Genomic DNA, 22,553 nt, shown 5'->3' on the forward strand with positions numbered 1-22,553 from the left:
CCGAACACAGAAGTTAAGCCCTAGAACGCCGGAAGTAGTTGGGGGTTGCCCCCTGTGAGATATGGTAGTCGCTTAGCAAGATTGAGTCTAGAGAGATCTAGGCTCATTTGGGAGTTTAGCTCAGCTAAGGAGAACGAAAGTTCGACTTTGTCGAAACTGACGCAAGTCAGTGCACGACAGGGAACCAGTGAGCTAGACCACCATTTGGGAGTTTAGCTCAGCTGGGAGAGCATCTGCCTTACAAGCAGAGGGTCAGCGGTTCGATCCCGTTAACTCCCATAGGTCCCGTAGTGTAGCGGTTATCACGTCGCCCTGTCACGGCGAAGATCGCGGGTTCGATTCCCGTCGGGACCGTAGGAACATAGTTTCTAGAAGATAATGATACGACTCGTTAGCTCAGTTGGTAGAGCAATTGACTTTTAATCAATGGGTCACTGGTTCGAGCCCAGTACGGGTCATTATAGCGGGTTTGGCGGAATTGGCAGACGCACCAGATTTAGGATCTGGCGCTTTACGGCGTGGGGGTTCAAGTCCCTTAACCCGCATAAAGGAATAATAATGAGCCGGCTTAGCTCAGTTGGTAGAGCATCTGATTTGTAATCAGAGGGTCGCGTGTTCAAGTCATGTAGCCGGCATTTTTTTATATAAAGAAACAGATGCGAACGTAGTTCAGTGGTAGAACACCACCTTGCCAAGGTGGGGGTCGCGGGTTCGAATCCCGTCGTTCGCTTGAGGAGGCCGGGGTGGCGGAACTGGCAGACGCACAGGACTTAAAATCCTGCGATTGGTAACGATCGTACCGGTTCGATTCCGGTCCTCGGCATAGACTTAGGTTGGAGAAGAAGCACCCTTAGCTCAACTGGATAGAGTACCTGACTACGAATCAGGCGGTTAGAGGTTCGACTCCTCTAGGGTGCATGGTCGCAAGACTATGTAAGAATAGAATAATAACGAGCACCCTTAGCTCAACTGGATAGAGTACCTGACTACGAATCAGGCGGTTAGAGGTTCGACTCCTCTAGGGTGCATAAAGCGTAAGCTTTAGTTCGGGAAGTAGCTCAGCTTGGTAGAGTACTTGGTTTGGGACCAAGGTGTCGCAGGTTCGAATCCTGTCTTCCCGATTTATGGCGGTGTAGCTCAGCTGGCTAGAGCGTCCGGTTCATACCCGGGAGGTCGGGGGTTCGATCCCCTTCGCCGCTATACTATTGATCTTGTCGGACCTTTAGCTCAGCTGGTTAGAGCTCTCGGCTCATAACCGAGTGGTCGTAGGTTCAAGTCCTACAAGGTCCATAATTAGCTGGAGGATTACCCAAGTCCGGCTGAAGGGAACGGTCTTGAAAACCGTCAGGCGTGTAAAAGCGTGCGTGGGTTCGAATCCCACATCCTCCTTAATATTAACGCGGGATGGAGCAGCTCGGTAGCTCGTCGGGCTCATAACCCGAAGGTCGTAGGTTCAAATCCTGCTCCCGCAATATTTGGCTCGGTAGCTCAGTTGGTAGAGCAATGGATTGAAGCTCCATGTGTCGGCGGTTCGATTCCGTCTCGCGCCATTTTCTTTTAATACTAAGCGGGTGTAGTTTAGTGGTAAAACTACAGCCTTCCAAGCTGTTGTCGCGAGTTCGATTCTCGTCACCCGCTTTGAACATTCGTTCAATACCAAGTTTTTTACTTGGGCGCGTAGCTCAGGTGGTTAGAGCGCACGCCTGATAAGCGTGAGGTCGGTGGTTCGAGTCCACTCGTGCCCATTAGGAGAATTACTCAAGAGGCTGAAGAGGACGGTTTGCTAAATCGTTAGGTCGGGTAACCGGCGCGGGGGTTCGAATCCCCCATTCTCCGTATAAAATTAAGTTAGCTTTCTAGCTAACTTTTTTTGTTATTTTAATACATCAATAGAAATAAAAATGTAACAAAGGCGTAACATAAAATCTTTCATTTTCTGTTATACTAGTTAGTGTCTTATATGAAGGAGTCTTTTATTTTATGAAGAAAAAATTATTAACGACTATTTTACTTAGTACAGTTGCTTTATCACAAGTAGGTACAGTTATTTCTGTAGGAGCTGATTCTACTGATGATAAAATCGCAGCTCAAGATAGTAAGATTGCTGATTTGAGTTCAAAAGAACAAAGTGCTCAAGCAGAAGTTGATCAAATTCAATCTCAAGTTTCTGAAATCAAAAAACAACAAGAAACTCTAAAAGCTGAGAATGAACGTTTGAATGAAGAGTCTGCTCGTCTCTCTGCTGAGATTGAAGAACTCTCTAAAAACATTGTTGCTCGTCAAGAATCATTGGCGAACCAAGCACGTAGTGCTCAAACAACAGGAACTGCTACAAGTTACATTAACGCTATTGTAAGTTCTGGTTCTTTGACTGAAGCTATTTCACGTGTTTCTGCAATGAATGAAATTGCTAGTGCTAACAACAAAATGCTTGAAGAGCAAAAACGCGATAAAGAAGCAATTGATGCTAAGCAAAAAGAAAACAATGAAGCAATCAACACTGTTATTGCCAACCAACAAAAATTAGATGAAGATTCGCAAGCATTGACAACTAAAGAAGCTGAGTTGAAGGTTGCACAATTGAATTTGGCAGCTGAAAAATCAACTGCAGAAAATGAAAAGAATGCTTTGCTTGCTGAGAAAGCAGCAGCTGAGAAAGCGGCAGCTGAAGCAGCAGCAGCTGAAGCAGCTTACCGTGCACAACAAGAAGAGCAACGTAAGGCTGTAGAAGCATCTGCTAATACGAACTTGCAAGCACAAGTGCAAGCTGCAACTCAAACACCAGCAGCTGAAGCAGCACAACCTCAAGCAACTGTTGCAACTCCTGCTGCAGCACCAGCAGTTCAAACTCAAACTGTTGCTACACCTGCTGCAACTAGTCGTCCATCGTACAGCACATCTGCAAGTTCATACCCAGTAGGTGAATGTACTTGGGGTGCGAAAGTATTGGCACCTTGGGCTGGTGATTACTGGGGTAATGGAGCACAGTGGGCTGCAAGTGCCGCAGCTGCTGGATTCCGTACTGGTAGTCAACCACAGGTTGGAGCTATTGCATGTTGGAATGACGGTGGATATGGACACGTAGCGGTTGTTACAGCTGTTCAATCTACTACAAGTATCCAAGTATCTGAATCTAACTACTTAGGTATCCGTAGCATTGGGAACTACCGTGGATGGTTTAACCCAGTGAATGCACAAGGATCACTTACTTATATCTATCCAAACTAAGAATTCAAAACACCCACTAAAAGTGGGTGTTTTTTACTATAGTTACTATTTTAATTTTTGATGGATTATGGATTGAAAAATCATGTAAAAAGCGTTACAATGGGTAAAGAGAAGATTTGTACAATTTGTACATTGTGGTTAAATTTATGTGGAGGAAATCATGTCGTTTTCGGATTTAATGCTGTTTGCTTTATCTTCTAACCAAGATTTGGCTGAACGTGTTTCTAAGGAGATGGGATTGCCACTTGGTAAGTCGACCGTACGTCAATTTTCAGATGGAGAAATCCAGGTCAATATTGAGGAGTCTATTCGTGGTAAAGAAGTGTATATTCTTCAATCTACGAGCTCTCCTGTAAATGATAATTTAATGGAAATTTTGATCATGGTAGATGCTTTAAAACGTGCCAGTGCTCAAACCATTAATGTAGTGATGCCCTATTATGGTTATGCTCGTCAAGACCGTAAAGCTCGTGCTCGTGAGCCAATTACATCCAAATTGGTTGCCAATATGCTAGAGATTGCTGGTGTAGATCGTCTCTTAACTATTGATTTGCATGCAGCTCAGATTCAAGGGTTCTTTGATATTCCAGTGGATCATTTAATGGGGGCTCCATTGATTGCAGACTACTTTGAACGTTGTGGCATGGTTGGCTCTGACTATGTGGTAGTCAGTCCGGACCACGGTGGTGTGACTCGTGCTCGTAAGCTAGCTGAATTTTTGAAAACACCGATTGCTATTATTGATAAACGTCGGAGTGTCGATAAAATGAACACCAGTGAAGTCATGAACATCATTGGGAATGTCGAAGGGAAAACTTGTATCCTGATCGATGATATGATTGATACTGCGGGAACCATTTGCCACGCTGCAGATGCACTTGCTGAAGCAGGAGCTGTAGAAGTCTATGCAAGTTGTACGCACCCTGTATTATCTGGTCCAGCAATGGACAATATTCAGAAATCAGCAATTAAGAAGTTGGTGGTGTTGGATACCATTTACCTACCTGAAGAGCGCTTAATCGATAAAATTGAACAAATCTCCATCGCAAAACTATTGGCAGAAGCGATTATCCGCATCCATGAAAAACGTCCTCTGTCTCCACTATTTGAAATTGGAAATGCGAAAAAATCTTAAAAATGTAAAAAAGAGGTTGTAGAGAGCCTCTTTTTTAAGAAAGGAAAGATATGTTTTTCAACTGGTTAAAAAAAGAAAGTAAGATAAAAAATCAGAGGGAGGAGTTGCTGAAAGAAGCACAAAAAAATGAGGATAGAATGGATCCTTGTCTACCCAAAAAGACCTTGCCAAAAAGCGGTGTAGTCAAATAGAGTAAGAAAGATATCCTAGAAAATCAAGATTTCCATTATAGAAATCAAATAGTTTGCTTTTCTAAAAAAGTCTTAAAAAAATTTAAATTTTAGCAAAAAAATTGTTGACAAATAAAATATATCGTAGTAAACTAATAATAGTTACGAAGTAACGAACTATTTTTTAAAATGAAAAAAGGAGATAAAACAATGAAAAAAGTTTTATTATCATCAGTAGTTGCACTTTCAGTATTTGCAGCAGCAGCTCCTGCATTTGCAGCAGATAAAGTTGAAAAAGATACTACACCTTCAACTTTGAAAATTTCTGACCTTCCATCTACAGGTCAAGTAGCTCCATCTGCACCAGCATCAGCTGCGACAGAAAAACATCCAGGTGCTACTCAAGTTGACCCTAAAGTTGGTAAAGGTGAAGTTATCGAGAAAAAAGGTGACGTTTCATCTGTAGAATATGATGGCGAAAAAAATGCAGACACTTCTAAAGAGTTGACTGCTATCCCAGGTGCTGAATGGTTCACTCAAGGTCTTGACCTTTGGAACGGTAGCCAACACGTTACATTGAAGACTAAAGCTGGTGTTCAAACTGTTGAAGTTACAAACCCACATGATGGAACTAAATGGTTCGTAGATGTTAAGGTTGAAGCTGGTGCTGATACTCCTAGCGGATTCTACGCAACTGCAGTAAGTGGTTCATTGCGTCCTGCAGGTAAAGCTGATGCAAAAGCTCCTGCTTCTAAAGAAGAAGCTAAAGCTACTGAAGCTAAAGCTGGTAAAGCTGGTTCAGCTGGTTCAGCTGAAGCTGGTAAAGCTCTTCCAAAAACAAGCGCAGTTAAATAATTATTATTAATTAGCTCTTAAACAAAATATCACTGAGCCTTCGGGCTCGGTGTTATTTTTTAGATTAAATTTTGTATAGGGGATCTTATTTTTATGAATCGTACAGATAAACATTCTAGTTCTAAAAGAAAGGGCATTTCGCTTATTCTTGCTTTGCTTGCTCTTGTAGCCCTTGTAGGTGGTTTTGTCCTCTTTAATCCATTTGGAGGAAGCAAATCATCTAACACGCCTAAAAAAGCAAGTGGAACAAGTTCAACTAAGCAAGAAACTAAATATGAGCCAAGTCAAGAAGAAAAAGAGTATTTAGCCAACCGCTTTGCTCAATTAACTTCTGTCAATCCAGAAGCGATTGCCTATGTTTATGCTCCAGGAACTGAGTTAGATGAGCCTGTTGTTCAAACAGGGGACAATGCTACGTATTTGGATAAAACTTTTGAGGGTGGAAACCAACCTTTATTGGGAACGGTCTTCATGGATACTGATAACAAAAAGGACTTTAGTGATCGTTTGACCTGGTTATTCGGTCATGCTCGTGGTAGTCAGGTGGAAGACCATCGGATGTTTAACGATGTTAATTTCTATGATAACCAAGAGTACTTTAACCAGCACCCTTACGTAGTTATCGAAACGCCTGAACGCAAGTATTATTATGAAGCAATGGGCTTGGTCATTGTTCCTGAAACCACTGCTTTCTATCGTACAAGTTTCACGGATGATGAAGATTTCACTACCCAGTTGAAAAACATCTATGAGGCGGCGCGGACAAAAAATCCAAATATTAAAATCAATGCTTCTGATAAGTACCTAGTCTTGTCTACTTGTCGTGAAGAAGATGATACTATTCGTTCCAATCTCTACCTTCGTCAAATTCCGGATTCTGAAATGAAGGATTTCTTGGCGAAACATGGTGACCAGTTAAATTATGTGGCAACACGTGGTCAATAATAGAAAAGATTTGGTAAAATTTATTCAATGAGAGGATTTAGCATCTGCTAGGTCCTTTTTTTGATGAGAAAGGCTATTTTTGTATCATTTTAGTTGGGACTAGCCCCTTTTTTGCGATGACTTTCTATTTATAGTATAATGGTGATAGAACTTTTTTGGAGGTGGCTATGGATTTAATAAAACGGTTTAATCAAAATTTGAATCGAATCGAGATTTCTTTGATTCGTCAGTTTGACCAAGCCATTTCTTCTATTCCAGGTATCTTACGATTGACCTTGGGTGAGCCAGATTTTACGACACCAGATCATGTAAAGGAAGCGGCAAAAGCAGCTATTGATGCCAACCAGAGTCATTATACGGGGATGAGTGGCTTACTAGCTCTACGAGAAGCTGCTAGTCAGTTTGTAGCTGAAAAATATAACCTACAATATCGACCAGAGGATGAAATTTTGGTTACCATTGGGGCAACAGAGGCCCTTTCTGCGACCTTGACGGCTATATTGGAACCTGGAGATGTGGTATTATTACCAGCACCTGCTTATCCTGGTTACGAACCTATTATTAAATTGATGGGGGCTAGTGTCGTCGAAATCGATACGACTGATAATCGCTTTGTCCTCAGCCCAGAGGTTTTAGAAAAGGCTTTAGAAGAGCAAGGGGATCGCGTCAAGGCGGTTATTCTCAACTACCCAGCTAATCCGACAGGTGTCACCTACTCTAAGGAGCAGATGCAGGAGTTGGCTAGGGTCTTGAAGAAATATGAAGTCTTTGCCATTTGTGACGAAGTTTATTCAGAGCTAACCTATACAGGTCAGCCTCACGTTTCCTTGGGATCCTATCTACGGGACCAAGCCATTATTATCAATGGTTTATCAAAGTCTCATGCTATGACAGGCTGGAGACTCGGTTTTATCTTTGCTCCGGCTCCGTTGACGGCTCAATTAATCAAGAGTCATCAGTACTTGGTGACTGCAGCGGGGACCATGAACCAGTATGCAGCCATTGAAGCCTTAACGATTGGTAAAGACGATGCAGAGCCGATGAAACGGGAATACATAGAGCGTCGAGATTATATCATCAAAGAAATGTCTGCCATGGGCTTTGATATTATCCGCCCGGATGGTGCCTTCTATATTTTTGCTAAGATCCCACAAGGATATAACCAAGACTCCTTCGATTTTTTGAAGCTCCTAGCCCAAGAAAAGGCTGTTGCCTTTATCCCAGGAATGGCTTTTGGCCCATACGGCGAAGGATATGTGCGCTTGTCTTATGCAGCAAGTATGGAAGTAATCCAGGAAGCGATGAGTCGGTTGAAGGAGTTTATGAAAGAACATGCTGGAGAGCATTGAGAGTCGTGGCATCGTCCTCTACCATCGGGATTACCGAGAGGATGATAAGCTGGTTAAAATCTTTACAGAGCAAGCTGGCAAGCTCATGTTTTTCGTGAAACATGCCAATCGTTCTCGGTTGAATTCTATGATCCAACCCTTGACTTTAGCGGATATGTATCTGAAAATCAATGATGACGGACTCAGCTATATCGAAGATATTCATGAGGTTCAAAGTTTCCAAGGGATTAACCAAGACCTTTTTCGTCTTTCCTACGCAACCTATATACTGGCCTTGGCAGATGCTAGTATACAGGATCGTCAACCTGATCCAGCTTTATTTGCTTTTTTAGAGCAGACCTTGCAATTGATGGATCGGGGCTTGGATTATGAAATCTTGACCAATATTTTTGAAATGCAGATTTTATCCCGATTTGGTGTTGCCTTAAACGTCCATGAGTGTTGTGTCTGTCATCGAGTGGGGTTGCCTTTTGATTTTTCATTCCGCTTGGGTGGTGTCCTTTGCCCAGATCATTATGATCGTGACGAAAGACGAGCCCACTGGGATCCAAATGCCCTCTATTTGCTGGATCGTTTTCAAGCTGTGAAATTTGGTGAGTTAGAGACGATTTCCATCCATGATGCGATGAAGAAAGAGTTGAGAAAGTGCCTAGACCAACTCTATGATGAATATGTAGGAATTCATTTAAAAGCTAAGAAATTTATTGATTCCCTGGGAAGCTGGGGAGAGATCTTAAAAGATCAGTCAGGAGGTAAGAAATGAAAAAAATTGCAGTTGATGCAATGGGTGGAGATCATGCTCCACAGGCCCTAGTAGAGGGGGTCAATCAAGCCATACAAGAATTTAAGGATATTGAAGTCATTTTGTATGGGGATGAGGCTAAAATTAAGCAATACCTGACAGCAACTGAGCGGGTATCTATCGTCCATACAGATGAAAAAATCAACTCAGATGATGAGCCGACTCGTGCGATTCGTCGGAAAAAGCAAGCCAGCATGGTCTTAGCAGCGCATGCAGTTAAGAATGGGGAAGCGGATGCGATGCTTTCTGCAGGAAATACAGGAGCTCTTCTTGCCTCTGGTTACTTCATCGTCGGTCGGATCAAGGTCATCGATCGTCCAGGTTTGATGTCGACTCTTCCTACCCTTGATGGGAAGGGCTATGATATGTTGGATCTGGGGGCAAATGCTGAAAATACGCCAACACACTTGCACCAATATGCGATTATGGGAGCCTATTATGCAGAGAATGTCCGTGGCATTAAGCGACCTCGTATCGGTCTCTTAAATAACGGAACAGAGGAAAGCAAGGGGGATCCCCTACGCAAGGAGACCTATCAATTATTAGCAGCAGATCCTTCTCTTAATTTTGTAGGAAATGTAGAAGCGCGTGACTTGATGGATGGAGTTGCTGACGTCATTGTGACAGATGGATTTACAGGAAACGCTGTCCTTAAGACCATGGAAGGAACTGCTCTGGGTCTCTTTAAACAGTTGAAAACGGTCCTTAGTGGTGGCGGGTTGAAAGCCAAGATTGGAGCCTTCCTCTTGAAGAATGATCTACGAGGTTTGAAAAAGACCTTGGATTATTCAGATGTTGGAGGTGCGGTCTTGTTTGGCTTGCAAGCCCCTGTCGTGAAAACCCATGGTTCTAGTGATGCCAAGGCAGTCTATAGCACGATTCGCCAGATCCGGACCATGTTGGAAACAGATGTTATTCGTAAATCTGTGGTTGAATTATCAGAATTGGAGGAAGAGAAATGAGTCGTCATCAAGAAATTTTTAAACTAGTTGAAGGGTTGATTCAAGATCATAAAGGATCTGACTATGAGGTTACTTTGGATTTGGACTTACGAAAGGACTTGGAAGTAGATTCCGTTGATCTCATGGAATACATTATTTATTTGGAAGAAGCCTACCAAATTGATATCCCAGATAAAGACATTGATGCCATGGCAACCGTTGGAGATATGGTAGACTACGTTTTGAAGAAAACAAGCAAATAAAGTTCGGTTTTTACGAACGAATAAGCATCTAAAAATAAGAGGTTGAATCTTTTTGATTCAATCTCTTATTATTTTTGTGTTACAAGCGAACAAGATACGGATTTAACTTGAAAAAACAACATCTCTGTGATACACTGAAAGGGATAAAAGATGAAAGGCGAACAAGAAGATGTCCGATCAATTAATTTATACGGGGAAAGCAAAAGATATTTATAGTACAGAAGACGAACATGTGATTAAGTCCGTTTACAAGGACCAGGCCACCATGCTGAATGGAGCTCGCAAAGAGACCATTGAGGGGAAAGGTGTGCTGAATAATCAGATTTCGTCTCTTATTTTTGAAAAATTGAATGCTGCGGGTGTGGCGACACACTTTATCGAGCGTATTTCTGATACCGAACAATTGAATAAGAAGGTTAAAATTATTCCTTTGGAGGTGGTTCTTCGTAACGTGACTGCAGGTTCTTTCTCCAAACGTTTCGGCGTGGAAGAAGGTTTGGATTTGGAAACTCCAATCGTTGAATTTTACTATAAAAACGATGAGTTGGACGATCCATTCATCAATGATGAGCATGTGAAGTTCTTGGATATTGCCAATGATGAACAAATTGCCTATATCAAGGAAGAAACACGTCGTATCAATGAATTGTTGAAAGATTGGTTTACACAAATTGGTCTGCGTTTGATTGACTTCAAATTGGAATTTGGTTTTGATAAGGATGGTAAGATTATCTTGGCCGATGAATTTTCACCAGATAATTGTCGTCTTTGGGATGCGGAAGGGCACCATATGGACAAGGATGTTTTCCGTAGAGACTTAGGAAGTCTGACAGATGTTTATAAGGTTGTGTTGGAGAAGTTGCAGGGCTTGAAGTAACCTGTTTGAAAGGGAAAAACTTCGTCTTTCAAGAGCATGTTTGAATAGAAATAAATAAAGGAACTAAAATGGATAAACGTATTTTCGTTGAGAAAAAAGCTGATTTTCGCGTGAAATCTCATTCTTTAGTAAAAGAATTACAGCATAATCTTCAGTTGAAAACTTTGAAGGATCTTCGGATTGTGCAGGTTTACGATGTCTTTAATTTAGCAGAGGACTTGTTTGCGCGTGCTGAAAAACATATCTTCTCTGAGCAAGTGACCGATACTGTTTTGGATGAAGCTACGATCAAGGCAGATCTTGCTAACTATGCTTTCTTTGCTATCGAAAGCTTGCCTGGTCAATTTGACCAACGTGCAGCATCTTCACAAGAAGCTTTGCTCTTGCTTGGTAGCTCAAGTGATGTAACGGTCAATACTGCTCAATTGTACTTGGTCAATAAGGATATTGATGCGAATGAATTGGAAGCTGTTAAAAACTATCTCTTGAACCCAGTGGACTCTCGTTTCAAAGATATCACTCTTGGCATTGCTAAACAGGATTTCTCTGAGTCTGATAAGACCATTCCAAACTTGGATTTCTTTGAAACTTATACGGCAGAAGAATTTGCTCAATATAAGGCAGAGCAAGGATTGGCCATGGAAGTGGACGACCTGCTCTTCATCCAAGACTATTTCAAGTCAATTGGACGGGTTCCAACGGAGACGGAGCTTAAGGTTTTGGATACTTACTGGTCTGACCACTGCCGCCACACAACTTTCGAGACTGAGTTGAAAAAAATCGACTTCTCAGCTTCTAAATTCCAAAAACAATTACAAGCGACTTATGACAAATATATCGCCATGCGTGATGAGTTGGGACGTACAGAAAAACCTCAAACCTTGATGGATATGGCGACTATTTTTGGTCGCTATGAGCGTGCCAATGGTCGTTTGGATGACATGGAAGTGTCTGATGAAATCAATGCCTGCTCTGTTGAAATTGAAGTAGATATCAATGGTGTCAAAGAACCATGGCTTCTCATGTTCAAGAACGAAACCCACAACCACCCAACGGAAATCGAACCATTTGGTGGAGCAGCTACTTGTATCGGTGGTGCTATTCGTGACCCCTTGTCAGGTCGTTCCTACGTTTACCAAGCTATGCGTATCTCAGGTGCTGGTGATATTACAGCGCCGATTTCCGAAACGCGTGCTGGGAAATTGCCACAACAAGTGATTTCTAAAACAGCAGCTCATGGTTATTCTTCATACGGGAACCAAATTGGTCTTGCAACAACTTATGTTCGTGAATACTTCCACCCAGGTTTCGTTGCTAAGCGTATGGAGCTAGGTGCCGTTGTCGGTGTAGCTCCTAAGGAAAATGTTGTTCGTGAAAAGCCTGAAGCTGGTGATGTCATTATCTTGCTCGGTGGTAAGACTGGACGTGATGGTGTCGGTGGTGCGACAGGTTCTTCTAAAGTTCAAACGGTTGAATCGGTTGAAACAGCTGGTGCTGAGGTTCAAAAAGGGAATGCCATCGAAGAACGTAAGATTCAACGTCTTTTCCGTAATGGGGATGTGACCCGTCTGATCAAGAAATCCAATGATTTTGGAGCTGGTGGAGTTTGTGTGGCTATTGGTGAATTGGCAGATGGTCTTGAAATTGATCTAGACAAAGTGCCATTGAAATACCAAGGCTTGAATGGTACAGAAATTGCTATCTCCGAATCACAAGAACGGATGGCCGTGGTGGTTCGTCCAGAAGACGTAGAGGCCTTCGTTGTGGCATGTAATAAAGAAAATATTGACGCGGTTGTCGTGGCAACCGTGACGGAGAAACCAAATCTTGTCATGCACTGGAATGGCCAAACCATCGTTGATTTGGAACGTCGTTTCCTTGATACAAACGGAGTACGGGTAGTTGTCGATGCCAAGGTGGTTGACAAGGATGTCAAGCTTCCAGAAGAACGCCAAACATCTGCTAAAACCCTTGAAGCGGATACGCTTGAAGTCTTGGCTGACCTGAACCACGCAAGTCAAAAAGGTTTACAAACTATCTTTGATAGCTCGGTTGGTCGTTCAACAGTCAATCACCCACTTGGTGGTCGCTACCAACTCACACCAACGGAAGCTTCTGTACAGAAATTGCCAGTCCAACATGGTGTGACAACAACTGCGTCTGTCATGGCGCAAGGCTTCAACCCTTATGTAGCTGAATGGTCTCCATATCATGGAGCTGCTTATGCGGTCATCGAAGCAACCGCTCGCTTGGTTGCTGCTGGTGCAAACTGGTCTAAGGCCCGTTTCTCTTATCAAGAGTACTTCGAGCGGATGGATAAACAAGAAGAGCGTTTTGGTCAACCAGTAGCTGCTCTTCTTGGATCTATTGAAGCTCAGATTCAACTTGGTTTGCCATCTATTGGTGGGAAGGACTCGATGTCTGGTACTTTTGAAGAATTGACAGTACCATCAACCTTGGTTGCTTTTGGGGTGACAACAGCAGACAGCCGTAAGGTTCTTTCTCCAGAATTTAAGGCTGCTGGTGAACATATCTACTACATCCCAGGTCAAGCTTTAACCCAAGAGATTGACTTTGATCTCATCAAGTCGAACTTTGCTCAATTTGAAGCCATTCAAAAGGCTCACAAAGTGACAGCCGCATCAGCTGTCAAATATGGTGGTGTCCTTGAAGCTCTTGCCCTTGCAAGCTTTGGGAACCATATCGGCGCGACTGTTCAATTAGCTGATCTTGACACTAGCTTGACAGCTCAATTGGGTGGATTCATCTTCACTTCACCTGAAGAGATTGCAGGTGTGGCCAAGATCGGACAAACAGTTCCAGACTTTACACTACTTGTCAACGGTGTAACGCTCGATGGACACAAGCTTGACAGTACCTTCCAAGGTAAGTTGGAAGAAGTTTATCCAACAGAATTTGAACAGGCTACTGAACTGGAAGAAGTACCTGCTGTAGCATCAGATGATGTGATTAAAGCTAAAGAAGCAGTGGAAAAACCAGTGGTTTACATCCCAGTATTCCCAGGAACCAACTCTGAGTATGACTCCGCTAAGGCCTTTGAAAAAGAAGGTGCAACAGTCAACTTAGTGCCATTTGTCACATTAAATGAAGAAGCGATTGTCAAGTCGGTTGACACCATGGTTGACAACATCGAAAAAGCCAACATTATCTTCTTTGCAGGTGGCTTCTCAGCAGCAGATGAACCAGATGGATCAGCTAAATTTATCGTGAATATCTTGCTCAATGAAAAAGTACGTGCAGCCATTGATCACTTTATCGAAGGTGGTGGTTTGATCATCGGTATCTGTAATGGATTCCAAGCCCTTGTTAAATCAGGTCTCCTTCCATACGGTAACTTTGAAGATGCAAGCAGTACCAGTCCAACCCTTTTCTACAACGATGCCAACCAACACGTGGCCAAGATGGTGGAAACACGGATTGCCAATACGAACTCACCATGGCTTGCTGGAGTGGAAGTTGGTGACATCCATGCCATCCCAGTATCACACGGTGAAGGGAAATTTGTCGTGACAGCTGATGAGTTTGCAGAGCTTCGTGACAATGGTCAAATCTTTAGCCAATACGTCGACTTCGATGGGAAACCAAGCATGGATTCTAAATACAATCCAAATGGTTCTGTCCATGCGATTGAAGGGATCACTAGCAAGAACGGTCAAATCATTGGGAAGATGGGACACTCAGAACGTTTCGAAGACGGTCTCTTCCAAAATATTCCAGGAAATAAAGACCAGCATCTCTTTGCATCAGCGGTTCAATATTTTACTGGAAAATAAAAGGTATACAACATGACATACGAAGTAAAATCTCTTAATGAAGAGTGTGGAGTCTTTGGGATTTGGGGACATCCAGACGCTGCGAAACTCACCTATTTTGGCCTTCACAGTCTCCAACACCGGGGACAAGAAGGGGCAGGAATCCTGGCCAATGATCAAGGAACCTTGAGACGCCATCGGGATACCGGTCTACTTTCAGAAGTCTTTCGAAATCCTTTAAATCTGGAAAAATTGACAGGAAGTTCTGCTATTGGGCATGTTCGCTATGCGACAGCAGGGGAAGCTTCGGTGGATAACATCCAACCTTTCCTCTTCCGCTTTCAAGATACCCAGTTTGGTCTGGCCCATAATGGGAATTTGACCAATGCCCAATCGCTCAAATCTGAATTAGAAAAAAATGGAGCCATCTTTAGCTCAACCTCTGACTCAGAAATTTTGGCTCATTTGATTCGTCGGAGCCACAACCCTTCCTTTATGGGAAAAATCAAAGAAGCACTCAATACGGTCAAAGGTGGTTTTGCTTATCTGATGCTGTTTGAAGATAAGCTAATCGCAGCTCTGGACCCCAATGGCTTCCGTCCTCTATCCATCGGAAAAATGTCTAATGGAGCCTTGGTTGTTTCTTCTGAAACCTGTGCTTTTGAGGTTATTGGAGCAGAATGGATTCGAGATGTGCATCCTGGCGAGCTCGTTATCTTTGATGAAAATGGCATTACCTATGATCGCTATACGGATGATACCCAACTGGCGATTTGTTCCATGGAGTATATCTATTTTGCCCGTCCTGATTCCAATATTCAAGGGGTCAACGTCCATACAGCTCGCAAGCGGATGGGAGCACAGTTGGCACGAGAATTTAAGAACCAAGCAGATATTGTAGTGGGGGTTCCCAACTCTTCTCTCAGTGCTGCTATGGGCTTTGCGGAAGAATCTGGTTTGCCAAATGAAATGGGCTTGATCAAGAATCAGTATGTCCAACGGACCTTTATCCAACCGACTCAGGAATTACGGGAACAAGGGGTGCGGATGAAGCTCTCTGCCGTATCTGGTGTCGTAAAAGGCAAACGGGTTGTCATGATTGATGACTCTATCGTACGTGGAACCACTTCTCGTCGGATTGTGAAATTGTTGAAAGAAGCAGGGGCTACAGAAGTCCATGTGGCAATTGCCAGTCCAGCTTTGGCTTATCCATGTTTCTACGGAATTGATATTCAGAGCCGTGAAGAGCTGATTGCAGCCAATCATACAGTAGAGGAAACTTGTGAGATTATCGGCGCAGATAGCTTGACCTACTTGTCCATTGATGGCTTGATTGATTCTATTGGCATTGATACCGATGCACCAAACGGTGGCCTATGTGTAGCCTACTTTGATGGAAAATACCCAACGCCTTTGTATGACTACGAAGAACGCTATTTGGAAAGCTTGAATGAGCAGACATCCTTTTATTAGGAATTTTTGCAAGTGAATCTGTCCATTCACAGTAGAATCTAGGAACGGAAAAAGGAATAAACAAATGACAAATAAGAATGCATATGCTCAATCGGGTGTGGATGTTGAAGCGGGTTATGAAGTTGTTGAACGGATCAAAAAACACGTGGCACGTACGGAACGTGCGGGTGTCATGGGAGCTCTAGGTGGCTTCGGTGGCATGTTTGACCTTTCAAAAACGGGTGTCAAAGAGCCTGTCTTGATTTCAGGGACGGACGGTGTCGGTACCAAACTCATGCTGGCTATCAAGTACGACAAGCACGATACCATTGGTCAAGACTGTGTGGCTATGTGTGTTAACGATATTATCGCTGCAGGTGCGGAACCTCTTTACTTCCTTGACTATGTTGCAACTGGGAAGAATGAACCAGCTAAATTGGAACAGGTCGTTGCAGGTGTGGCTGAAGGTTGTGTGCAGGCAGGAGCAGCCCTCATTGGTGGAGAAACGGCTGAAATGCCTGGTATGTACGGTGAGGATGACTATGACTTGGCTGGTTTCGCAGTCGGTGTTGCAGAAAAATCTCAAATCATCGATGGTTCAAAAGTAGCAGCAGGTGATGTGATTCTTGGTCTCGCTTCAAGTGGTATCCACTCAAATGGTTACTCACTCGTGCGTCGCGTCTTTGCGGATTACACAGGTGAAGAAGTCCTCCCAGAATTGGAAGGTAAAAAACTGAAAGAGGTTCTTTTGGAGCCAACTCGTATCTACGTCAAAGCTGTTCTGCCACTCATCAAAGAAGAATTGGTCAATGGAATTGCCCACATCACAGGTGGTGGTTTCATCGAAAATGTCCCACGTATGTTTGCGGATGACTTGGCTGCTGAAATTGATGAAAGCAAGGTTCCAGTCCTTCCAATTTTCAAAGCCCTTGAAAAATATGGTGAGATCAAACATGAAGAAATGTTTGAAATCTTCAACATGGGGATTGGTCTCATGCTAGCGGTCAAGCCAGAACATGTGAAACGTGTCAAGGAACTTCTTGACGAACCAGTGTATGAAATCGGTCGGATTGTGAAGAAGACAGATGCTAGTGTGGTGATTAAATAATGGCTAAAAAAATTGCTGTTTTTGCTTCAGGGAACGGCTCAAACTTCCAGGTGATTGCTGAACAATTTCCAGTAGAGTTTGTCTTTTCAGACCACCGGGATGCCTACGTACTGGAGCGTGCAGAAAAGCTTGGAGTTTTATCCTATGCCTTCGAACTCAAGGAGTTTGAGAACAAGGCAGACTATGAAGGAGCCATCGTCGAGCTTTTGGATGAGCACCAGATTGACCTAGTCTGTTTAGCAGGTTATATGAAAATCGTCGGTCCAACCTTGCTAACTGCTTATGAAGGCCGTATCATCAACATTCACCCGGCTTACCTTCCAGAATTTCCAGGAGCTCATGGCATTGAGGATGCTTGGAATGCTGGTGTCGACCAGTCTGGTGTGACCATTCACTGGGTGGACTCGGGTGTGGATACCGGTAAGGTCATCAAACAAGTTCGTGTACCACGCCTAGCAGGCGATACCCTTGACTCTTTCGAAACCCGCATCCACGAAACAGAGTACAGGTTGTATCCGGAAGTGTTGGAAAGTTTGGGAGTGGAGGGGAAGAAATGAATATTGACAAATACTATATGGAGTTAAAGAATAAGTTATCTAACAGACCAATCCTACTGGATAATACTAATGATTTTCTTTTTGTTTTAGTAAATACAGTGAAAGCTATGATAGAAAATACTGATAAAAGTCAGCTTTCAGAGTTAGATAAAATTTTAGATGGTGTCACAAGTCAAGAATTAAAACTTGCCTATGATTTCTGTCAAGGGAGATTCGGTCAAGCAGGTTTTTCTTATCGTAGGCACCCTAATTATTTTTATTTGTCCAGTTTAATTGCGACTTTTCCAGAATTTGAGTTGTCTAAAGCAGACCGAGATTACCTCAAAGGAATCATAAATTTTGATAACTACCTTTTATATGAGTTAGATTAATCTTTAATCACCTCAAAACCCTATTTATTCAAAAGGAGAAAAATGATTAATCTGAAATTAGTAGATGAGAGCAGTTTTCAGGCAGTGCTGGATTTGAAAATATCTGAAGCTGATGAACGAGCACGTTTCGTAGCTCCAAATGTGCGTTCTTTAGCTGACGCATGGCTCTACCGAGAGAATGGGGATGTGTTTCCAATGGCAATCTATTGGAATGAGCAAGTGGTTGGCTTTCTCCTGCTAGAAATAGACAAGGATGAAGCGGAATACTTTATCTGGCGGATAATGATTGGCCAGCAGTACCAAGGAAGAGGTTATGGACGAAAAGCTTTGGAAGTTCTGATCAAAGAGGCTCAGATGGATAGAGCTTGCAATCATATTATCGCAGATTATGTAGTTGGAAATGAAAAAATGAAGTACCTGCTGACTAGTTTGGGTTTTCAGGAAACTGGATTTATAGAAGAAAATAACGAAGTTGCTATGCGCCTTGACCTAAAGAAAGAGGAATAGAATGACTAAACGCGCACTAATTAGTGTCTCAGATAAAGCGGGCATTGTTGAATTTGCCCAAGAACTCAAAAAACTCGGCTGGGATATCATCTCAACAGGTGGTACCAAGGTTGCCCTTGATAATGCTGGGGTAGAGACCATTGCCATCGATGATGTGACTGGTTTCCCAGAAATGATGGACGGTCGTGTCAAGACCCTCCACCCCAATATCCACGGGGGTCTTCTCGCTCGTCGTGACTTCGAAAGTCACCTAGAGGCTGCTAAGGACAATCAGATTGAGCTCATCGACCTTGTGGTGGTAAACCTTTATCCATTCAAGGAAACCATCCTTAAACCAGACGTAACGTATGCTGACGCCGTTGAAAACATCGATATCGGTGGGCCATCTATGCTTCGTTCCGCAGCGAAGAACCACGCTAGCGTGACAGTTGTGGTAGATCCTGCTGACTATGCTGTGGTTTTGGACGAATTGGCAGCCAAGGGCGAAACCACTTATGAAACTCGCCAACGTTTGGCAGCAAAAGTTTTCCGTCACACAGCAGCCTATGATGCCTTGATTGCGGAATACTTCACAGCTCAAGTGGGTGAAGAAAAACCTGAAAAACTCACTCTGACCTATGACCTTAAACAACCAATGCGTTACGGCGAAAACCCTCAACAAGACGCTGATTTCTACCAAAAAGCTTTGCCGACGGATTACTCGATTGCATCGGCTAAACAGCTCAACGGGAAAGAATTGTCCTTCAACAATATCCGTGACGCTGACGCGGCAATTCGTATCATCCGTGATTTCAAAGACCGTCCAACCGTTGTGGCTCTGAAACACATGAACCCGTGCGGTATCGGTCAGGCTGATGATATCGAGACAGCTTGGAACTACGCTTATGAGTCTGACCCAGTTTCTATCTTTGGTGGGATTGTCGTTCTCAACCGTGAGGTAGATGCTGCAACAGCTGAGAAGATGCATGGTGTTTTCCTTGAAATCATCATCGCACCAAGCTACACAGACGAAGCACTTGAAATCTTGACCAATAAAAAGAAAAACCTGCGGATTCTTGCCTTGCCATTTGACGCTCAAGATGCTAGTGAAGTGGAAGCAGAGTACACAGGTGTTGTCGGTGGACTTCTGGTGCAAAACCAAGACGTGGTGAAAGAAAGTCCAGCTGACTGGCAAGTGGTGACCAAACGCCAACCAACGGAGACAGAAGCGACTGCTCTTGAGTTTGCATGGAAAGCCATCAAGTACGTCAAATCAAACGGTATCATCATCACCAACGACCACATGACACTTGGTGTTGGTCCCGGTCAAACTAACCGTGTGGCTTCCGTCCGCATCGCCATTGACCAAGCCAAAGACCGTCTTGACGGTGCTGTTCTTGCTTCTGATGCCTTCTTCCCATTTGCAGATAACGTGGAAGAAATCGCCAAAGCTGGTATCAAGGCCATCATCCAACCGGGTGGTTCCGTCCGTGACCAAGAGTCTATCGAAGCAGCTGATAAATATGGTTTAACCATGATCTTTACAGGCGTTCGTCACTTCCGTCATTAATCAAAACAGGCACTCATCGATCGATGAGTGCCTGTTCTACTGGTTAAGAAACCTTTAATTTGGATAGATATAGCTGACCCTTCCCCAGACAACATTCGTTGGGTCAAACCAGCCACGGAAATTATTGATGGTCCGATTTCCATTGTAATTAGCTTCCTTCACTTGAATCTTTTGTTCATGTTCAACCTCTGTCACGACTGCAACGTGACCATAGCCTCCATTATCCCAGCAGGCGATAGCGCCAACCTCAGGGGTAGTTCCTGTCCGGAAGCCTGCGGCGCGAGCACTAGCAGCCCACATGCCACCGTTTCCCCACCAGTTTTGTGACCAAGGAGCCAGCTCTTTTGCTGCCCAGGTACATTCGCCAACGGGATAGTAATTATCCGGCTGGGTGACCAGTGGAGCAACTTTAGCCTGTTCTACCTGAAATGTTGTGGCGAGCAGGCCTTTTAAGTGTCCCTTGTCTTTCTGGTAGACATGGAGATGAAAGGTTCCTTTCCCTTTATGTTTTTCAGCATTGAAGGACAATTGATAGCGGCCAGGTGCCGTTCTTTTTGCGGGATACCAGATCAAGTCGTCTTGGCCATCTTGTTCAGACCAGATGGGAAAGAGGACTTCCTCCACATCTTCAAAGAGCTGGAGTTGGATCTCAAATAGCTGTGCAGTGCTAGGTCGGACTGTGATCTTGGGTTGGGAAGATGCGAGGTCTTTTTTCTCAACGATTGTCTGTAGTGGAAACAGTCCTTCAAGGTTTCCGTAAGAATTGATGCCGTAGACATGGATATGGTAAAGTCCTGCTTGATCCAAATGATTGGTCAGAGGTACTTGCAAATCAAAGCCATTTTCTCCTCGTTGAACAGGATACCAAATGAGATCGTCTTGGCCGTTTTGCTCGGACCAAATGGGGACGCTAACGCTTTGGAAGCGATCTGGAATGGTCCCGAGGTGGACAACTAATTGTCCCTTTTCCTTGTAGATGTAATTGACGTTTTGTTCTGCTCTTGCAACTTGTGAAGCCCCTGCCCAGAAAAGGCAAGCTGCCAAGAGTAGTTTCTTCATTCTCTGCATAAAACTCCTTTTTTAAAAAATAGTAGAGGTCTCAATTATAATATTCGTAAAAAGGAGTAGAAATTTAAAAAATAATGAAAAAAGTTTGTTTTCTAACGAAAATTATCGGACATTCCTTGAAATATTAGAATAAAACGAACGATTATGATATAATTTAATAAAATAATTCGCAAAAGAGGTTCAAGATGAAACTTTTGGTTGTTGGATCTGGTGGTCGTGAGCATGCGATTGCCAAGAAGTTGTTGGGGTCTAAAGACGTTGAGCAGGTTTTTGTGGCTCCTGGTAATGACGGGATGCGATTAGATGGTCTAGATTTGATCAATATCGGAATTTCCGAACATTCTAAGCTGATTGACTTCGCCAAAGTCAACGATATTGCTTGGGCCTTTGTCGGTCCAGATGATGCCCTTGCGGCTGGCATCGTGGATGATTTCAATGCAGCTGGTCTCAAGGCTTTTGGTCCGACAAGATTAGCTGCAGAGCTAGAGTGGTCTAAGGATTTTGCTAAGGAAATCATGGTCAAATATGATGTTCCAACAGCGGCCTATGGGACCTTTTCGGATTTCGAGGAAGCTAAAGCCTACATCGAAGAAAAAGGCGCTCCAATCGTCGTCAAGGCAGACGGTTTGGCGCTTGGGAAGGGTGTCGTCGTTGCGGAGACAGTTGAGCAAGCAGTCGAGGCTGCTCACGAGATGCTTTTGGACAATAAATTTGGTGACTCAGGTGCGCGTGTGGTCATTGAGGAATTCCTTGACGGAGAAGAGTTCTCCCTCTTTGCCTTTGTCAATGGTGACAAATTCTACATTATGCCAACAGCTCAGGACCACAAACGTGCTTTTGATGGTGACAAGGGTCCTAACACTGGTGGGATGGGGGCTTATGCGCCAGTTCCTCATTTGCCACAGAGCGTGGTTGACACAGCGGTTGACACCATTGTCAAGCCAGTCCTCGAAGGTATGATCAAAGAAGGTCGTCCCTATCTGGGTGTCCTTTACGCTGGTCTTATCTTGACAGCTGAAGGACCAAAAGTCATCGAGTTCAACGCTCGCTTTGGAGATCCTGAAACGCAAATCATCTTGCCTCGTTTGACATCTGACTTGGCGCAAAATATCACGGATATTTTGGATGGCAAAGAGCCAGCAATTACTTGGACCGACAAGGGTGTGACACTTGGCGTGGTTGTAGCCTCAGACGGTTACCCACTTGCTTATAAAAAAGGTGTCAAGCTTCCAGCCAAGACAGAGGGCGACATCATCACTTACTATGCAGGTGCTAAATTCTCTGATAATGGGCAAGACCTCCTCTCAAATGGCGGACGTGTCTACATGCTGGTCACCACAGCTGATACAGTCAAAGACGGCCAAAATACCATCTACAGCCAACTCGACAAACAAAACACAGAAGGCCTATTTTACCGTACAGATATCGGTAGCAAAGCCATAAAAGATTAACAGATATAATATTTGTCAATGGCGAGCGAAAGCGAGCTAGTATAGGATAATCGTCGCAGTAGTGGAACTCTAGTAGCTTTGCTACTAGGAGCGGAAAACTGGAGACCTAGGCTCCAGTTTTAGTAATGGAACGCCCTGGGCGGTCGCTTACG

Annotated in this window: 18 protein-coding genes and 18 tRNA genes; 35 read left to right on the top strand and 1 reads right to left on the bottom strand. The window is 43.6% G+C overall.

The window, feature by feature from the left end; translation table 11 throughout:
- Window positions 1-206 precede the first annotated feature (206 nt).
- The 34 genes from I2D56_RS06870 (at window position 207) to purH (ending at window position 19,882) form a co-directional block, all read left to right on the top strand.
- A tRNA-Val gene (locus I2D56_RS06870) sits at window positions 207-279 on the top strand.
- Between the two features lie 2 nt (window positions 280-281).
- Window positions 282-354: transfer RNA gene (locus tag I2D56_RS06875), tRNA-Asp, on the top strand.
- 31 nt (window positions 355-385) lie between these two features.
- A tRNA-Lys gene (locus I2D56_RS06880) sits at window positions 386-458 on the top strand.
- Between the two features lie 5 nt (window positions 459-463).
- Window positions 464-545: transfer RNA gene (locus I2D56_RS06885), tRNA-Leu, on the top strand.
- A gap of 17 nt (window positions 546-562) precedes the next feature.
- Window positions 563-635 (top strand) — tRNA-Thr (locus I2D56_RS06890).
- Window positions 636-658: 23 nt separating this feature from the next.
- Window positions 659-730, top strand: a tRNA-Gly gene (locus I2D56_RS06895).
- A 7-nt stretch (window positions 731-737) separates the two neighbouring features.
- Window positions 738-823, top strand: a tRNA-Leu gene (locus I2D56_RS06900).
- 21 nt (window positions 824-844) lie between these two features.
- Window positions 845-918, top strand: a tRNA-Arg gene (locus I2D56_RS06905).
- Between the two features lie 36 nt (window positions 919-954).
- A tRNA-Arg gene (locus I2D56_RS06910) sits at window positions 955-1,028 on the top strand.
- A 19-nt stretch (window positions 1,029-1,047) separates the two neighbouring features.
- Window positions 1,048-1,121 (top strand) — tRNA-Pro (locus I2D56_RS06915).
- Window positions 1,122-1,126: 5 nt separating this feature from the next.
- Window positions 1,127-1,200: transfer RNA gene (locus tag I2D56_RS06920), tRNA-Met, on the top strand.
- Window positions 1,201-1,216: 16 nt separating this feature from the next.
- Window positions 1,217-1,290: transfer RNA gene (locus tag I2D56_RS06925), tRNA-Ile, on the top strand.
- A gap of 9 nt (window positions 1,291-1,299) precedes the next feature.
- Window positions 1,300-1,389, top strand: a tRNA-Ser gene (locus tag I2D56_RS06930).
- Between the two features lie 9 nt (window positions 1,390-1,398).
- Window positions 1,399-1,472, top strand: a tRNA-Met gene (locus I2D56_RS06935).
- A 5-nt stretch (window positions 1,473-1,477) separates the two neighbouring features.
- A tRNA-Phe gene (locus I2D56_RS06940) sits at window positions 1,478-1,550 on the top strand.
- A 17-nt stretch (window positions 1,551-1,567) separates the two neighbouring features.
- Window positions 1,568-1,638 (top strand) — tRNA-Gly (locus tag I2D56_RS06945).
- A gap of 33 nt (window positions 1,639-1,671) precedes the next feature.
- Window positions 1,672-1,745 (top strand) — tRNA-Ile (locus I2D56_RS06950).
- A gap of 3 nt (window positions 1,746-1,748) precedes the next feature.
- A tRNA-Ser gene (locus I2D56_RS06955) sits at window positions 1,749-1,836 on the top strand.
- A 144-nt stretch (window positions 1,837-1,980) separates the two neighbouring features.
- The gene (gene pcsB, locus I2D56_RS06960) at window positions 1,981-3,228 is read left to right on the top strand and encodes a peptidoglycan hydrolase PcsB (RefSeq protein WP_195348254.1); all 1,248 of its coding nucleotides are present in this window, start codon (window positions 1,981-1,983) and stop codon (window positions 3,226-3,228) included.
- Between the two features lie 160 nt (window positions 3,229-3,388).
- On the top strand, window positions 3,389-4,363 hold the full coding sequence (locus I2D56_RS06965) for a ribose-phosphate diphosphokinase (RefSeq protein ID WP_195348255.1): 975 nt from the start codon (window positions 3,389-3,391) through the stop codon (window positions 4,361-4,363).
- 380 nt (window positions 4,364-4,743) lie between these two features.
- A complete protein-coding gene (locus tag I2D56_RS06970) occupies window positions 4,744-5,388 on the top strand; it encodes an LPKTxAVK-anchored surface protein (RefSeq protein WP_195348256.1) in 645 nt (214 codons plus the stop codon).
- A gap of 93 nt (window positions 5,389-5,481) precedes the next feature.
- The gene (srtB, locus tag I2D56_RS06975; RefSeq protein ID WP_195348257.1) at window positions 5,482-6,333 is read left to right on the top strand and encodes a class B sortase, LPKTxAVK-specific; all 852 of its coding nucleotides are present in this window, start codon (window positions 5,482-5,484) and stop codon (window positions 6,331-6,333) included.
- 167 nt (window positions 6,334-6,500) lie between these two features.
- Complete coding sequence (locus I2D56_RS06980) at window positions 6,501-7,682, top strand: pyridoxal phosphate-dependent aminotransferase (protein WP_195348258.1); 1,182 nt, start codon at window positions 6,501-6,503, stop codon at window positions 7,680-7,682.
- On the top strand, window positions 7,666-8,445 hold the full coding sequence (recO, locus tag I2D56_RS06985) for a DNA repair protein RecO (protein WP_195348259.1): 780 nt from the start codon (window positions 7,666-7,668) through the stop codon (window positions 8,443-8,445). The genes I2D56_RS06980 and recO overlap by 17 nt, the downstream gene beginning before the upstream one ends.
- Entirely contained in the window at window positions 8,442-9,446 is a 1,005-nt protein-coding gene (plsX, locus tag I2D56_RS06990) for a phosphate acyltransferase PlsX (protein WP_048687892.1), read from the top strand. Before recO ends, plsX begins: the two co-directional genes overlap by 4 nt.
- Entirely contained in the window at window positions 9,443-9,688 is a 246-nt protein-coding gene (locus tag I2D56_RS06995; RefSeq protein WP_023027448.1) for an acyl carrier protein, read from the top strand. Before plsX ends, I2D56_RS06995 begins: the two co-directional genes overlap by 4 nt.
- Before the next feature lie 169 nt (window positions 9,689-9,857).
- The gene (purC, locus tag I2D56_RS07000) at window positions 9,858-10,565 is read left to right on the top strand and encodes a phosphoribosylaminoimidazolesuccinocarboxamide synthase (protein WP_195348260.1); all 708 of its coding nucleotides are present in this window, start codon (window positions 9,858-9,860) and stop codon (window positions 10,563-10,565) included.
- Window positions 10,566-10,633: 68 nt separating this feature from the next.
- Complete coding sequence (locus tag I2D56_RS07005) at window positions 10,634-14,359, top strand: phosphoribosylformylglycinamidine synthase (RefSeq protein WP_195348261.1); 3,726 nt, start codon at window positions 10,634-10,636, stop codon at window positions 14,357-14,359.
- Between the two features lie 12 nt (window positions 14,360-14,371).
- Complete coding sequence (purF, locus tag I2D56_RS07010) at window positions 14,372-15,811, top strand: amidophosphoribosyltransferase (protein ID WP_023024864.1); 1,440 nt, start codon at window positions 14,372-14,374, stop codon at window positions 15,809-15,811.
- Between the two features lie 64 nt (window positions 15,812-15,875).
- Window positions 15,876-16,898 (top strand): phosphoribosylformylglycinamidine cyclo-ligase, encoded by a 1,023-nt coding sequence (gene purM, locus I2D56_RS07015; protein WP_195214412.1) that lies wholly within the window; start codon window positions 15,876-15,878, stop codon window positions 16,896-16,898.
- Window positions 16,898-17,455: a phosphoribosylglycinamide formyltransferase gene (gene purN / locus I2D56_RS07020; RefSeq protein WP_195214411.1), complete on the top strand. Its 558-nt coding sequence runs from the start codon at window positions 16,898-16,900 to the stop codon at window positions 17,453-17,455. Before purM ends, purN begins: the two co-directional genes overlap by 1 nt.
- Window positions 17,452-17,826, top strand: a complete 375-nt coding sequence (locus I2D56_RS07025) for a hypothetical protein (RefSeq protein WP_195214410.1) — start codon at window positions 17,452-17,454, stop codon at window positions 17,824-17,826. Before purN ends, I2D56_RS07025 begins: the two co-directional genes overlap by 4 nt.
- Window positions 17,827-17,868: 42 nt before the next feature.
- Window positions 17,869-18,333, top strand: coding sequence for a GNAT family N-acetyltransferase (locus tag I2D56_RS07030; RefSeq protein WP_195214409.1), 465 nt, complete (start codon window positions 17,869-17,871; stop codon window positions 18,331-18,333).
- Window position 18,334: 1 nt separating this feature from the next.
- Window positions 18,335-19,882 carry a bifunctional phosphoribosylaminoimidazolecarboxamide formyltransferase/IMP cyclohydrolase gene (gene purH, locus I2D56_RS07035; protein WP_195214408.1) on the top strand — a complete coding sequence of 516 codons (1,548 nt, stop codon included), beginning with the start codon at window positions 18,335-18,337 and terminating at the stop codon, window positions 19,880-19,882.
- Between the two features lie 54 nt (window positions 19,883-19,936).
- Here the strand turns inward: purH and I2D56_RS07040 are convergent, their stop codons facing one another.
- Window positions 19,937-20,941 (bottom strand): GBS Bsp-like repeat-containing protein, encoded by a 1,005-nt coding sequence (locus tag I2D56_RS07040; RefSeq protein ID WP_272066893.1) that lies wholly within the window; start codon window positions 20,939-20,941, stop codon window positions 19,937-19,939.
- Window positions 20,942-21,135: 194 nt separating this feature from the next.
- Between I2D56_RS07040 and purD the strand changes: the two genes are divergently transcribed.
- Window positions 21,136-22,401, top strand: coding sequence for a phosphoribosylamine--glycine ligase (gene purD / locus I2D56_RS07045; RefSeq protein ID WP_195348262.1), 1,266 nt, complete (start codon window positions 21,136-21,138; stop codon window positions 22,399-22,401).
- Window positions 22,402-22,553: the final 152 nt, after the last annotated feature.

It is taken from the genome of Streptococcus australis, from assembly GCF_015553625.1.
GTDB classification, from domain to species: Bacteria; Bacillota; Bacilli; order Lactobacillales; family Streptococcaceae; genus Streptococcus; species Streptococcus australis_B.